The sequence below is a fragment of the Chitinophaga eiseniae genome (genome assembly GCF_012641265.1).
Taxonomy (GTDB): Bacteria; Bacteroidota; Bacteroidia; order Chitinophagales; family Chitinophagaceae; genus Chitinophaga; species Chitinophaga eiseniae_A.
The window spans coordinates 292888-307611 of record NZ_JABAHZ010000003.1 but is presented as its reverse complement, the minus strand read 5'-3'; the positions used below and the strand labels follow the sequence as shown (position 1 = coordinate 307611).

Genomic DNA, 14724 nt, shown 5'->3' with positions numbered 1-14724 from the left:
CGATGGCTGATCAATGGAACGCTGAGTTATACAAGGAGAAACACGCCTTTGTATTTGAATATGGCAACAGTCTGATCGACTGGCTGCAACCACAGGCTGGGGAACAAATCCTGGACCTGGGCTGCGGTACCGGCGAACTGACGGCACAACTGGCACAATCCGGCGCGGACGTAACGGGCATAGATGCCTCCGCCGCCATGATTCAAAGCGCCCGCGCGCATTTCCCGGACATCCACTTTGAAGTAGCCGATGCCACCACTTTCGTGCTATCAACAGTGTTCGATGGTATCTTTTCCAATGCCACCCTGCATTGGGTGCGGGAAAAAGAGAAAGCGATTGCCCGTATGTACGCCCAGCTGAAAAAAGGTGGCCGCCTGGCGATTGAAATGGGAGGTAAGGGTAACGTACAGTCCATACTTACCGCCCTGGAAAAGGCTATGCAGCAAAGAGGATATAGCTATGCGCCCTTCTGGTACTTTCCTTCCCCGGCAGAATATACTACCCTGCTGGAAAAGGCCGGGTTCCGGGTAGACCGCGTACATTTCTTTGATCGTCCTTCCAAACTGGTAAACCCCGAAACGGGGATCAGCGATTGGCTCGAAATGTTCGGGCAACATTTCTTCGCCACCGTACCGGAAACCGATAAAATGGCCATACTGGCACAAGTGCAGCAGGAAGTAGCGGCGCAACTGATGAAAGAAGGCGCGCTGTATGCTGATTACGTCCGCTTACGGGTGGCTGCCACAAAAATTTAAAATGTAATATTCACCATGAGTAAAATATTCCAACATCTCGTTTCATCTGCGGTACCTGTACCAATCGAGAATATAGATACCGACCAGATCATCCCGGCACGATTCCTGAAGGCTACCACCCGGGAAGGCTTCGGGGAAAATCTGTTCCGCGACTGGCGTTACGAAGCCGACAACACACCTAAGGCCGACTTTGTCATGAACAACCCGCTCTACAGCGGTAAAATCCTGGTAGCAGGAAAGAATTTCGGATGTGGATCTTCCCGCGAACACGCAGCCTGGGCTATTGCCGATGCAGGTTTTAAAGTAGTAGTGAGCAGCTTTTTTGCAGACATCTTCAAAAATAACGCCCTCAACAACTTCATCCTGCCCATCCAGGTAACAGATGCTTTTCTCGACAAAATATTTGAAGCCATTTCCGCCAATCCAAAAGCAGCGCTGGAAGTAGATCTCGAAAATCAGTTTATCCGCATTGTGGCTACCGGCGAAAAAGAAAGTTTCGACATTAACCAGTACAAGAAAACCTGTTTAATGAACGGTTACGATGATATCGATTACCTGCTCAGTCTCCGCAAGGAAGTCGAACAATACGAAACCACCAGACCATTTAATTTCTAACCGTTAAATACTAACGAAAAAACAGCTAACTAAATAAAGCTTTATGGGCGTTGAGAAGAAAATATTAGTAATACCCGGTGATGGGATCGGACAGGAAGTGACGGCATGGGGACAGAAAGTGCTGATGGCAATTGCACAAAACTATCATCACACTTTCACTTTCGAAGAAGGGATCATGGGACACGTAGCGATTGAAGCTACCGGTAACCCGCTTCCCGACGAAACGCTGGAAAAGGCCAGGCGTTCAGATGCCATCCTCTTCGGGGCTATCGGTCATGCCAAATACGACAACGATCCTACACTGAAAGTAAGACCAGAACAGGGATTGCTGAAAATCAGGAAAGAACTGGGATTATATGCTAATCTTCGCCCGATAAAGTTATTTGATGAACTGTTAGAAGCTTCCAGCATTAAGCCGGAAATTCTGCGTGGAGCAGATATTCTCTTCTTCCGGGAACTGACCGGGGATGTATATTTTGGAGAAAAGATCAGGACTGCCGACCGTAATACCGCTTCCGATCTGATGATCTATCATCGTTACGAAGTAGAGCGTATTGCCCGCAAAGCATATGAAGCTGCCCGTACCCGCCGTAAAAAGCTCTGCTCCGTAGATAAAGCAAACGTACTGGAAGCCAGCCGCCTCTGGAGAGAAGTAGTACAAGAAGTGGCCAAGGAATATCCGGATGTGGAAACAGAACACATGTTTATTGATAATGCAGCTATGCAACTGATCAAGGATCCTAAGCGCTTTGATGTAGTGGTAACCGGTAACCTGTTTGGTGATATCCTCACAGATGAAGCGTCGCAGATAGCCGGTTCCATGGGAATGCTGGCATCTGCTTCCGTAGGTGACAGCACCGGCTTTTACGAGCCTATCCATGGTTCTGCACATGATATTGCCGGTAAAGGGATTGCTAACCCGCTGGCATCTATTCTGTCTGCTGCCCTGCTGCTGGATATTTCCTTTGGACTGAAAACCGAATCACAACGGGTGATTAAAGCGGTAGAAGCTACACTCAGACAAGGTTTCAGAACAATGGATATTGCCAACAAACATACCGTTAACGATTGTATCATGGGCACCGATGCAATGGGCGCCAAAGTATTAGAGAATCTGAATTAATCATTCAATAAAATTATTACACCTATCATGGATAAAAATCGTGTATACGTCTTTGATACCACCTTGCGTGATGGAGAACAAGTCCCTGGCTGTCAGCTGACAACTGTAGAAAAAATTGAAGTAGCGAAAAAACTGGAAGCTTTAGGCGTAGATATTATCGAAGCCGGTTTCCCTATTTCCAGCCCTGGCGATTTCCAGAGCGTAGTAGAAATATCCAAAGCAGTATCGGAACCCGTTATCTGCGCACTTACCCGCGCCAATACCAAAGATATTGATGCCGCCGCCGATGCGTTACGTTTTGCTAAACGCGGACGTATCCACACCGGTATCGGTTCTTCCGATATGCACATCAAGTATAAATTCAACAGCACCCGGGACGAAATCCTGGAACGTGCGGTAGCCGCTGTGAAGTATGCCCGCAAGTTTACCGATGATGTGGAATTTTATGCAGAAGATGCCGGCCGCGCCGACAACGAATACCTGGCCCGTATGATTGAGGCGGTAATTGCCGCAGGTGCTACCACCGTAAATATCCCCGATACCAACGGGTACTGCCTCCCGGATCAATACGGCGCTAAAATCAAATACCTGGTAGATCACGTATCCAATATCGATAAAGCGATTATCTCCGTACACTGCCACAATGACCTGGGACTGGCCACTGCCAATACCATTGCCGGTGTAATGAATGGCGCCCGCCAGGTAGAATGTACCATCAATGGTATCGGCGAACGTGCCGGTAATACTTCCCTCGAAGAAGTAGCCATGATCCTGAAAACGCACCATGCGCTGGGATATCATACCAACATCAACTCAAAAGGTATCTATGAAATCAGTAACCTGGTAGAAACCATGATGCACATGCCGGTACAGCCTAATAAAGCGATTGTAGGCCGTAACGCATTTGCGCATAGCTCTGGTATTCACCAGGATGGGGTGCTGAAACACCGCGAAAACTACGAGATCCTGAATCCTGAAGACGTAGGTATCAACTCCAACTCTATTATCCTCACTGCCCGCAGTGGACGGCATGCCCTGAAGCACCATCTGCAGCGTCTGGGCTACAATCTCGACATTGTAAACGTAGATGAAGTATACCAGCGCTTCCTGGTATTGGCCGATTCTAAAAAGGAAATCAGCGATGCCGACCTGTTACAGCTCATGGGGGATGGCGACGAAAAGAATTACGACGATAAAGCGATCAAAGTAACCCTGTTACAGGTGGTATGCGGTGATCCGCTCCGCCCGATGGCGACCGTGAAACTCAAAATCAACGGGGAAGAAAGAGAAGCCAGCGCAGCGGGTAATGGCCCGGTAAATGCTACCATCAACGCTATCCATAATATAGTGAAAGATGAAATTGAACTGGACGAATTCAATATCCAGTCTATGCGCGGCGGTAGCGAAGATGTAAGTAAAGTAAATATGCGGGTGAAACATAACGGCATGTCGTACTATGGTTTCGGTATCTCTACCGACATTGTAAATGCTTCGGTGCATGCTTATGTAGATGCTCTGAATAAAATATACTAAGCTATATTATAAGATTGAGCAGGGGTGGCCTGAACGGGATGTCCGTTCAGGCCACCCCTGTAACTTTTAACGCGGGTTCACGTTATATAGATATATAATACGACCCGATGAGAACAGCGTTTATACTACTGGCAGTATTACTGGTACTCCCTGCCTGTAAAAAAGATAGCGACAACTGCTCCAGATATGGCACGGCTAATATCAGCAGTGTCAGATATATAGGTACCAGCCGGGGAGAAGCAGGACAACAAGGCGCCGCCTTTTTCGATGTTACCTGTGGGTTTCCCGACGGTTGTTATTCCATCAATAAATTTATATTAACAAAAGATAAGGATACCATTGTTATAGGGGCGGAATCTGTTATGAACACCTGTATTGCCTGCATCACCGAGCCGATGTCCGTTACCAAAAATTTCGTATTTACCCCCAGTACTACCGGTACTTATTATATAAAGTGGAAGGGAGTGCCCAACCGTATAGACACCGTTTTTATCCGTTGATGTTAAAAGAAGATATCCATCAGGGGATATTTTTTATAATCGGGCAGGTAATAATGCCACCATTCCGTAGAACTTCCCTTAAATCCATGTTGTTTCATGGTATCCCGCAGTAGTTTGCGGTGGGCAGCCACCGCCGGGTCGGCAGGCGTATAGTTTTCATGTGCTTTTAAGGTAAAATCATCGAAGTCTGTTGGCATCGCCACGGGCTTATTCGTCTTCAGGTCTACCATGCTGAGGTCTACAGCCACGCCCCGGTTGTGCCCTGATCCTTTGCGGGGATCGGCGGCATACAGGTCGTTGGGTACTATTTTAAACATAGCCTCCGTTATATGATAGGGGCGATACGCATCATATATCAATAGCCCATACCCTTTTTTCCGTAAGGCTTCCTGGACGGCCTTCAGCGCTTTGGCAGCGGGTAGCCGCAGGTAGATATCGGTCCGGGTATACAGGCGTTGTTTGGTAAAATTATTCGTGGTGGCATACCGTATATCTTTTTTGATACCGGGGATATAATGCTCCAGGTTTACCAGCTGTTGATTGCTGTCATTTTTTACCAATTGTTCGTATTGTTGTTGGGTGTTGAGTACCGCTAGTCCGTACTTGTTAACAGGTATTTTCTGAGCATTTGCCTGGCTGATAATAGCGCCCAGCAGCGGTAATAGCAATCGTATTCTCATGTCCTTAAAATTCTCAAAAAAGCACCAAATTCGCGCCTAATTATTGAATTTTGCGAAAATAAGGCAAGAAAGTATGAAATACAGTGAAAATACAATTGTAATCGCCTTATATTAATAGGTATTTTAGAACCCTTAAAATTTTTAATGATGGAACTGTTCAGATTAGATAGTAAAGTGGCGGTTATCACAGGTGGTGGTAGCGGCATAGGACAGGCAATAGCGAAAACATTTGGCGCACAGGGTGCACAGGTGCATATCCTGGAGTTGAATGAAGATGGCGGGAAGACTACAGCGGAGGAAATCAGGGCGGCAGGCGGTCAGGCTACCGTACATGCCTGCAATGTGGCCGACCAGGCAGCAGTGATCCAGGTAATGGATGGGATTGTGAAAACGGCCGGAAAACTGGATATCCTGGTGAATTGCGCCGGTATTGCACATGTGGGGAATTTGGAGAATACTACAGAACAGGACTTCGACCGGGTATACCAGGTCAATGTAAAAGGTACTTATAACTGCATGTATGCAGTAATTAAACAAATGAAAGCACAGGGCGGCGGGGTCATCCTCAACGTAGCCTCCATTGCCTCCAGCGTGGGCATCCCAGACCGGCTGGCCTACTCTATGAGTAAAGGGGCGGTACTGACGCTCACATTATCCGTAGCGAAAGATTACCTGGGCGCTAATATCCGCTGCAACTGTATATCTCCTGCCAGGGTACATACACCGTTTGTAGATGGGTTTATTGCCAAAAACTATCCCGGTAAAGAGGCGGAAATGTTTGAAAAACTGAGTAAAACACAGCCTATTGGGCGCATGGCCAAACCAGTGGAAGTAGGTAACCTGGCTTTATATCTCTGCTCCGATGAAGCAGGATTTATTACCGGTACCGATTATCCTATTGATGGTGGTTTTATCAGGTTGAATAATTAATAGAATGGGGTGTCAAAGTGCGGACGATTACCCGTATCTTTCGATTTATTCATTCATTAATTTTTAATTATATCATGCAACAATTTCGGATAGGGCTGGCAATCGCATTGGCCATATTTACTGCCTGTAACAGCGGGAATCAATCTGCAAACAGTAAACCCGGCGCAGATACGTCTGCCGTGGTACCGGCTACACCAGCAGGGAAGATAGCGGTTAGTATTGCTAACCGGGATAAAGATACAGCGCTGGTCTCCATCAACTTCCAGCTGAATGGTCAGACCAAGGAAAAGACCTTTGAACAGACGATTTTAAAAGATGTATCAGATGCCGACCTGTACAAAGTGTTGTGGGATGCGCCTAACAGCTGTTATATCGGCGTATTGAAAGCTAACCACCAGCCACGTTATTATCACGCCTCCTTGAGTGATAAAAATGATCTGAAGATATTATGGTTTGCTTCTCCGTCTGAACGTATCTGGGGCTATATGGAAAATACCATGGGATTGGGTAAAGTATCTGCCGGCAGCGACATGGTGCAGCAATACAAGAAAAATTTCCAGTCAGGCAACATCATTGGCGATTTCATTGCAGAAATAAAGCCCGATGCTTCGCCAGATAGCCTGGAGCTGTATGTGGAATTTGGCGGTATCAGGAAAAGCATGTTCATGGCCGTTCCCAAAGGTACCAAAGGAGTGATTCAACCTACCGGTCAGCCAGATCATGTGTATTTCTCCTTTGTAAAAGATAACAAGGCAGAACCGATGATTGATCTGCATGTGGAAAATGGACGGTTGCAGGTAAAAACATTGAAAGAAATTAAGTAAGCATAATAAAAAATATATTGAAATGAAACTGATCAGGTTCGGTTTACCGGGAGAAGAAAAAGCAGGCCTTGTAACAGATGCCGGCATGTTTGATGTGAGTGCATTTGGAGAAGACTATGGAGAGAAATTCTTTGCCACCAATGGATTAACGCGCCTGGCTGCCTGGTTTGCCCAGCACGCCGGCGAATGCCCGCAGGTACCTGCAGGCACCCGCCTTGGAGCCCCTATCCAGCGTCCTTCCAAAATCATTTGCATTGGTCTTAACTATGCTGACCATGCCCGCGAAACCAATGCTGCTATTCCCGCAGAGCCTATCGTGTTCTTCAAAAGCACTACCGCGCTGGTAGGACCTAACGATAACCTGGTGATCCCGCGTAACAGCGAAAAAACCGACTGGGAAGTAGAACTGGTAGTAGTGATTGGTAAAAAAGCTACTTACGTAGAAGAAAAAGATGCGCTGGATTATGTAGCCGGTTACTGCCTCCACAACGACTATAGCGAAAGAGCCTTCCAGATCGAAAGAGGCGGACAATGGGTGAAAGGAAAAAGCTGCGATACGTTTGCTCCACTGGGCCCATGGATGGCTACCAAAGATGAAATTGCCGACGTCAATAATCTTCGTTTATGGCTCACCGTTAACGGCCAGAAAATGCAGGATGGCAACACCTCTAACTTCATCTTCAATGTACAATATGTGGTGTCTTACCTCAGCCAGTTTATGACCCTGCTCCCGGGAGATATGATCTCTACCGGTACACCGGCAGGAGTGGGCCTGGGTATGAATCCACAGGTATACCTGAAAGCAGGCGATGTTATCGAACTGGGTATCGATGGCCTGGGTACTTCCAAACAAACAGCAGTAGCTTATAAATAACCGGTATGAAAAGATATTGTCTGGCACTGGACCTGGTAGATGATCCGCAGTCGATCAGCGAATACGAAGCTTATCACCGCAACGTATCTGCCGAAATAAAGAAAAGCATTACGGATGCCGGTATTACGGTCATGGATATTTACCGTATCGGTAACCGTTTGTTTATGATCATGGAAGTAGATGATACTTTCTCTTTTGAACGTAAAGCAGCCATGGATGCGGCCAACCCCGCGGTAAAAGTATGGGAGGACCTGATGTGGAAATACCAGCAATCTTTGCCGGTAGCCCAAAACGGCGAGAAGTGGATGATCATGGAACAAATTTTTGCATTGTAATGCCACCTGCTCCTGTCCTCTGTGTATTACGGGGGACAGGAGTATCATACAAATACTCATATGATTATTGACGCACACCAACATTTCTGGCAGTATCAGCCGGTTCGGGATGCCTGGATAGATGAATCCATGCAGGTGATCCGCCGCGATTTTTTACCGGAAGATTTAATACCGGTGCTGGAAGATAATGGCGTTCATGGCTGTATAGCCGTACAGGCCGATCAGTCGGCCGAAGAAACCTCCTTTTTGCTGTCGCTCGCCGAAAAGCACGACTTTATCAAAGGAGTAGTGGGTTGGATCGACCTGCGGGCCGATAACATCCACGAGCAATTGCAACAATATGCCGGTCACCCGCTGCTGAAAGGCTTCCGCCATATTGTACAGGCAGAACCGGATTTCAATTTCCTGCTGGGAGGAAATTTCTGCCGGGGTATCAAAGCATTGGCACAACACCAGTTTACATATGATATTCTCGTATATCCGAAACAGTTACCAGCCGTAGAAGAATTTGTACAGCTGTTTCCCGACCAGGCGCTCATCATCGATCACCTGGCCAAGCCGTATATTAAAACCGGTGAACTGGCAGAATGGGCGGCACAAATGCGGCGCATCGCCCGGGCCCCGCATGTATACTGCAAGTTGAGCGGACTGGTTACCGAAGCCGATTGGCAGCAGTGGAAGCCCGCGCATTTCCGGCCCTTCCTGGAAGTGGCCCTGGAAGCATTTGGCGCCAACAGGCTGGTATATGGCTCCGATTGGCCCGTATGCCTGCTGGCAGCGCAATACCATGAGGTGAAACATATCGTCACCGATTTTATCAGCACCTTATCAACATCAGAACAACAACAAATAATGGGAGGTAATGCCTGCTCATTTTATCATCTATAAAAAATAATATCATACACACTATGGATTTAGGATTACAGGAGAAAGTGATAATAGTTACCGGTGGCGCTAAAGGCATTGGAGAAGCCATATCTAAACTGGTAGCTGCAGAAGGAGGTATTGTGGTAATTGCCGGCAGAAGCACGGCAGACAATGAAAAAACAGTCAGCGATATTATCGCCGCTGGTGGTAAGGCTCTTGCCGTTACCGCCGAACTCGGACTGGTAGATGACTGCAGAAAAGTAATCACTGAAACCGTAGCTAAGTATGGCAAAATAGACGGACTGGTAAACAATGCCGGCGCCAACGACGGCGTAGGGCTGGAAAATGGTAGCCCGGAAAGATTTATGCAATCATTGCAAAATAACTTATCCCACTACTATAACCTGGCTCATTTTGCATTGCCTTACCTGAAAGCTACCAAAGGTAATATTGTAAACATCGGTTCTAAAGTAGCTACCACTGGTCAGGGTAATACCAGCGGCTATGCCGCTTCCAAAGGCGCTATCAATGCCCTTACCCGCGAATGGGCGGTAGAAATGCTGCCGTATTCTATCCGTATCAATACCGTGATCCCGGCCGAAGTATGGACGCCATTGTATGAAACATGGATTAATTCCTTACCTAATCCGCAGGAAAAGCTGGCATCCATCACGGCCAAAATTCCATTCGAAAGAAGAATGACTACCTCAGCAGAAATCGCTAACACCACCGTGTTTTTGCTGTCGCCACGTTCGTCTCATACAACCGGACAAATAGTTTATGTAGATGGTGGTTACACCCATCTCGACAGATCCATCAGCTAAGGAACAAGAGCCAACAACCGTTATCATTATACATTTTACCTGAATCATTAAATTCTTCGTTATGGCCGGAGGCGCAGTAAGTAATTCCACCTATACCAGTACCAAAGATACCGGCGCAAAGCCGGGTAGCTACCTGTTCCCGTTTATACTGGTGACCAGCCTGTTTTTCCTGTGGGGACTGGCCTATGGTCTGTTAGATGTGCTGAATAAGCATTTCCAGGAAGTATTGAACATTACCACCAAGCGTTCTACCTTATTACAGGGTGCTTATTTTGGTGCTTATTTCCTGATGGCATTGCCCGCAGGGATGTTTATGAATAAATTCGGATACAAGAAAGGCATTATCCTGGGGCTGATGTTATATGCTATCGGTGCTTTCTTGTTTTATCCGGCTGCCAGCGCATTGAACTTCGACTTTTTCCTGGCGGCATTATTTATCCTGGCTTGCGGGTTAGCCTGCCTGGAAACCGCTGCCAATCCTTATGTAACCGTATTAGGTGCAACGGAAACATCTGAACAACGACTCAATTTATCACAATGCTTCAATGGACTGGGATCTTTCCTGGGGCCTATTATCGGTGGTAAATTATTCTTTGGCGCAGGCAATGGCGACCTGACTACTGTACAGTTGACTTATATCGCTATCGGCATCATTGTATTGCTGATTGCAGGCTTCTTCTACAGAACGCCGTTACCGGAAATCAAAGAGGCAGAACAGGAAGGAAAAGAAGTAATGGAAGACACCCGCCCGCTTTTTGCACACCGGCACTTCGTGCTGGGCGTAGTAGCACAGTTTTTTTACGTGGCGGCACAGGTGGGAGTAGGAGCGCTGTTTATTAACTACGTTACTACTTACTGGCATGGTATTTCCACCGAAAAGGCTTCCTACCTGCTGGCCGTGGGCATGGCATTGTTTATGGGCGGCCGTTTTGTAGGCACCGCACTGATGCGTACCATTGCGCCTAACGTGCTGCTGGCTGTTTATGCGTTTGTAAATATGTGCTTATGCGCGTTTGTGATGACAGGTAGCGGTGCGCCTTCTGTGTACGCACTGATCGCCGTTTTCTTCTTCATGTCTATCATGTTCCCCACTATTTTTGCGCTGGGCGTAAAAGACCTGGGAAAAAATACTAAGCGGGGTGCTTCCTTCCAGGTAATGTCTATCGTGGGAGGTGCTTCTGTACCTTATATAATGGGGATTGTTACCGAATGGCAGTCACTGGCTATTTCCTACGGTATTCCTACTATCTGCTTTTTCATCGTGTTCTTATACGGTTGGAGAGGATATAAGAGGGTATAACCAGTTATTTCTTTTTCATATATAATCCGCAAAATCATGTAACTTCCTGTAAAAGAGGACACCATGATTTTGCGGATTTTTTTTGCCTATGCTGGCTGGTTCCTGCTGGTAACCATCCTGTTTGCCGGCGCTCCCGGCAACGGCAACCCGTCCCTGCAGCTGCATATCACGCATATCATGGGCGCACAGCCGCTGGTAAGAAACCAGGTAACTTATACCAATCCTTCCGGCGAGCCTTTTACGATTAGCCGTTTCCGTTATTTTCTCAGTAATTTTTCCCTGGAAACAGCAGATGGTAAAAGAAGTACTTTGCCCGTATCTTATTTCCTGGTAGATGATGCTATCGACAGTTCTAAGATAATACGGTTAGATAACGTACCCGCCGGACAATATAAAAGCATTCGTTTTCTCATTGGCGTCGACAGTATCCGCAATGTAAGCGGCGTGCAATCCGGCGCATTGGCAGTAGAATCTGGCATGTTCTGGACCTGGAACAGCGGGTATATTATGGCGCAGATGGAAGGACATTCCCCGGTAATAACTTCTCCCACACAGGAATTCCTGTTTCATACCGGTGGCTATAAAGCAGCCAACCAGGTATTGAAATATGTGGAGCTTCCCTTCCCGCAGCCATTAACCATATCCGCTGGAAAACAGCCAGAGGTGCAACTCAGCGCTGATGTAGCCAAATGGTTTTTACCAGATACCGTGAGCTTTAAACAGGTGGCGGTCATCATGGCGCCTGGCGTGAATGCGCGTAAGGTAGCCCGTAATTACCAGCATATGTTCCGGGTGACCGGTATATCCGACTAACAACATACATGAAGCATAAAGCGATATATATTATAGCAGCGTTTTGCGCCTGGCTGGCGCTGGTGCAGGCGGGAGCCAGAAAGCGTCACCGCGGCGAGCCTGCGCCTTACTTCCTGCAACTGCCTCCACACTTTCCCCGGCCGGTATACGACTTCCCCCGCAATCCGCTTACCAAACCCGGCGTAGCGCTGGGCCGTTTTATGTTTTATGATTACCGCCTGTCGAAAGATAGCACCGTATCCTGTGGCTTTTGTCACCAGCAGTTTGCTGCATTCGGGCATTTTGATCATGCGCTGGCTCATGGTGTGGCCGGCCAGCAGGGAACCCGCTCTGTACCCACGCTATTCAACATGATTTGGCAAAAAGCCTTCATGTGGGATGGTGGTGTAAATCACCTCGAAATACAACCGCTTACTCCACTCACAGATCGTAACGAAATGGCCATGGACCTGAAGGAGTTGTTGCAGAAAATGCAGGCAGATCCCCAATACCGCAAAATGTTTAAAGCTGCCTTCGGTTCTCCCGAAATCACGAGCGAGCGTATGTTCAAGGCATTTACACAGTTTATTGCCACCATGGTATCTGCCAATTCCAAATACGACAGCGTTATGCAACATCTGCCGGGAGCCACCTTTTCAGAGGAGGAAAAGGCCGGCTATAGCGTATTCCAGGAGAAGTGCGCCGCCTGTCATAAGGAACCACTGTTTACCGATCTAACCTATCGCAGCAACGGCCTTCCCTATCTGCCCGCCCTGAACGATGTAGGTCGCATGAAAATTACCGGTAATACCGACGATAATCTTCGTTTTAAGGTGCCTTCCCTGCGCAATATTCTCAAAAGCGCCCCTTATATGCACGACGGCCGTTTCTTCGATATTTTCCAGGTATTTGACTTCTACGACCATGGTATAAAAGTAACACCCACCACCGATCCCCTGGTGAAATCAGGTATCCCACTTTCCGACCGGGAAAAAAGGCAGCTTTACTTTTTCCTGAATACACTGACGGATTATACGTTTTTGAATAATAAGGAATTGAGTGAGGTGTTGATTAATTGAGAAATACATTTGTTGACACTGTAACAAACAATCTATATAGCAATACAATTGTCGGGAGCTTAATCCCATGAATTAGCGGGGAGTCATCTTAGTGGTCTTTACCAATATCGCAGCAACTTCTGGCTGTTTTATGTGACGTATTATTATACTTAATATATTTTCGATTTTACAAAAAGTTTGTTTATTACAAACTTTTTGTACCTTCGTGTAAGTTCTTTGAACGACAAGAACCGGGCCTACGGAATATAAGTGGCAGCTGTCTAATGACAACAAACATTTTGGTAGCGCTAAAGTGCTTAGCAGAAGAGAATCCCAAGGGATTCACGGTGTATGTACCCAGCCTGGAGCCAGTGAAAAGAGGTTGGGTAGTCGCTAAAATTGAAACACAAAATAGTTTTGGCGATGAAGGTTTGGAAAGAGTTCTAAAATATGCGACAGCTACCACAGGTATTGTTGGTTATTGGAACGATGATGGAACTTTTTACTGGGATGCGGTAATGGTGTTCGACAATGAAGCAGAAGCAACAGCGGCTGGAATAGCCAATGAACAAATTGCTATCTATAACATTGGGAACAACGAACTAAAAATGTTGTAAAAAGCAGCAGGGGGATATTTCTCCCCTGCTTTTTATTTTATATATCTAAAAATCTAAAAACTATAGTGTATGGAAATTAAGAATTCACATAAAATTGATTTCCTCGATGCAGAATCAATTAAGAAACTAGAATACGGCGCATTACAACATCGCCGATTCTCCAGTATCGAATTTAAAATATTAAAGGTCGACAACGAGGATAAAATAATAACGGTACAAACTACTCAGGCAAAAAGTTTATCTGAGAATTATGCAGACTTACAAAAATTAATCACATTAACAAAAGACTTATTTAGCCGATATATTCCTGATTATAAAATACATGTCCAGGCGATACCGTACTCACATCCAGAAGTAGACGAACTAAGTACTGAAGATATCAGGAAATATATGGAGGAAAAAGGGCTGAAAATTAAGGATATTGAGAAATTAACAGGTATTGATAAAACTAATTTATCAGCATGGCTGAATGATAAAAGAGTGATGAGCCAGCCAGTAAAGGCAATGTTTTATTTTATGATAAAATCAATGGAAAATATCAATGCATTTAGTGAAATAACACCAGAAAAATTAATTAAAAAGAAAGCTGCAAATCCGGCATATCAGGATATCCTGATTGCTTGTGGAGAAAAAGGGACTAAAGCAACGGGAAAGATAACACTAATGCTGAGCGAGGCAAAAACTATGCGCAACCCGGTAAAAAAAAGAAGCCCAGGGTCTTTAATAAACGGAGATGTAACCTGGCTTTGGAAGGGCTGTCATCTACTCGGGGACTCATCTAAAGTGAAGGGCGAAAATTATGATATAGTGCTGGTTGAGTTTATTGATGACAACCCATCTATTACCCAAAGATCATTGGTTATAAGTAGCGGTATTGGTACCAAGGAAGCCATTTCTAAAACAGATCTCAAAGCGGGGAAAGACAAACATACAGTGAATAAACAGCAGAAATCAAAGTAGAGGAGCATTTAATGCTAAAGTCAATTCACCTGGAAAGTGACATAAATTAAATCGCAGTTAATCAATATTGAAACGATAGTAATTAAATTTTTTTAAGGGAATATTGGCAAGACCAGTATTCCCTTTTATAATATGTG

Annotated in this window: 17 protein-coding genes; 16 read left to right on the top strand and 1 reads right to left on the bottom strand. The window is 46.0% G+C overall.

Annotated elements, in window-relative coordinates:
• Window positions 1–2 precede the first annotated feature (2 nt).
• The 5 genes from HGH91_RS15090 (at window position 3) to HGH91_RS15070 (ending at window position 4526) form a co-directional block, all read left to right on the top strand.
• The gene (locus HGH91_RS15090; protein ID WP_168739486.1) at window positions 3–755 is read left to right on the top strand and encodes a methyltransferase domain-containing protein; all 753 of its coding nucleotides are present in this window, start codon (window positions 3–5) and stop codon (window positions 753–755) included.
• A 15-nt stretch (window positions 756–770) separates the two neighbouring features.
• Window positions 771–1370 carry a 3-isopropylmalate dehydratase small subunit gene (gene leuD / locus HGH91_RS15085; RefSeq protein WP_168739484.1) on the top strand — a complete coding sequence of 200 codons (600 nt, stop codon included), beginning with the start codon at window positions 771–773 and terminating at the stop codon, window positions 1368–1370.
• Window positions 1371–1413: 43 nt separating this feature from the next.
• Window positions 1414–2493: a 3-isopropylmalate dehydrogenase gene (gene leuB, locus HGH91_RS15080; protein ID WP_168739482.1), complete on the top strand. Its 1080-nt coding sequence runs from the start codon at window positions 1414–1416 to the stop codon at window positions 2491–2493.
• A 27-nt stretch (window positions 2494–2520) separates the two neighbouring features.
• On the top strand, window positions 2521–4026 hold the full coding sequence (locus HGH91_RS15075; RefSeq protein WP_168739481.1) for a 2-isopropylmalate synthase: 1506 nt from the start codon (window positions 2521–2523) through the stop codon (window positions 4024–4026).
• A gap of 107 nt (window positions 4027–4133) precedes the next feature.
• Entirely contained in the window at window positions 4134–4526 is a 393-nt protein-coding gene (locus HGH91_RS15070) for a hypothetical protein (RefSeq protein WP_168739479.1), read from the top strand.
• Window positions 4527–4528: 2 nt separating this feature from the next.
• On the opposite strand, the gene HGH91_RS15065 is transcribed toward HGH91_RS15070, so the two are convergent.
• Window positions 4529–5206: a M15 family metallopeptidase gene (locus HGH91_RS15065; RefSeq protein WP_168739477.1), complete on the bottom strand. Its 678-nt coding sequence runs from the start codon at window positions 5204–5206 to the stop codon at window positions 4529–4531.
• Between the two features lie 147 nt (window positions 5207–5353).
• Between HGH91_RS15065 and HGH91_RS15060 the strand changes: the two genes are divergently transcribed.
• The 11 genes from HGH91_RS15060 to HGH91_RS15010 all read left to right on the top strand — a co-directional run bounded on the left by HGH91_RS15060 (window position 5354) and on the right by HGH91_RS15010 (window position 14587).
• A complete protein-coding gene (locus HGH91_RS15060) occupies window positions 5354–6136 on the top strand; it encodes an SDR family NAD(P)-dependent oxidoreductase (RefSeq protein ID WP_211092306.1) in 783 nt (260 codons plus the stop codon).
• A 74-nt stretch (window positions 6137–6210) separates the two neighbouring features.
• Entirely contained in the window at window positions 6211–6960 is a 750-nt protein-coding gene (locus HGH91_RS15055; protein WP_168739476.1) for a hypothetical protein, read from the top strand.
• A gap of 22 nt (window positions 6961–6982) precedes the next feature.
• The gene (locus tag HGH91_RS15050; RefSeq protein ID WP_168739474.1) at window positions 6983–7834 is read left to right on the top strand and encodes a fumarylacetoacetate hydrolase family protein; all 852 of its coding nucleotides are present in this window, start codon (window positions 6983–6985) and stop codon (window positions 7832–7834) included.
• Between the two features lie 5 nt (window positions 7835–7839).
• Entirely contained in the window at window positions 7840–8169 is a 330-nt protein-coding gene (locus HGH91_RS15045) for an L-rhamnose mutarotase (protein WP_168739472.1), read from the top strand.
• A gap of 60 nt (window positions 8170–8229) precedes the next feature.
• The gene (locus tag HGH91_RS15040) at window positions 8230–9057 is read left to right on the top strand and encodes an amidohydrolase family protein (protein ID WP_168739470.1); all 828 of its coding nucleotides are present in this window, start codon (window positions 8230–8232) and stop codon (window positions 9055–9057) included.
• Window positions 9058–9077: 20 nt separating this feature from the next.
• A complete protein-coding gene (locus HGH91_RS15035) occupies window positions 9078–9860 on the top strand; it encodes an SDR family oxidoreductase (RefSeq protein ID WP_168739468.1) in 783 nt (260 codons plus the stop codon).
• A 61-nt stretch (window positions 9861–9921) separates the two neighbouring features.
• Window positions 9922–11160: a sugar MFS transporter gene (locus tag HGH91_RS15030; RefSeq protein WP_168739466.1), complete on the top strand. Its 1239-nt coding sequence runs from the start codon at window positions 9922–9924 to the stop codon at window positions 11158–11160.
• Window positions 11161–11223: 63 nt separating this feature from the next.
• Window positions 11224–11973, top strand: a complete 750-nt coding sequence (locus HGH91_RS15025) for an MbnP family protein (protein WP_168739464.1) — start codon at window positions 11224–11226, stop codon at window positions 11971–11973.
• An 8-nt stretch (window positions 11974–11981) separates the two neighbouring features.
• On the top strand, window positions 11982–13031 hold the full coding sequence (locus HGH91_RS15020; protein WP_168739462.1) for a cytochrome-c peroxidase: 1050 nt from the start codon (window positions 11982–11984) through the stop codon (window positions 13029–13031).
• A 263-nt stretch (window positions 13032–13294) separates the two neighbouring features.
• A complete protein-coding gene (locus HGH91_RS15015; RefSeq protein WP_168739460.1) occupies window positions 13295–13627 on the top strand; it encodes a hypothetical protein in 333 nt (110 codons plus the stop codon).
• Window positions 13628–13696: 69 nt separating this feature from the next.
• A complete protein-coding gene (locus HGH91_RS15010; RefSeq protein WP_168739457.1) occupies window positions 13697–14587 on the top strand; it encodes a helix-turn-helix domain-containing protein in 891 nt (296 codons plus the stop codon).
• The last annotated feature ends 137 nt before the right edge of the window (window positions 14588–14724 follow it).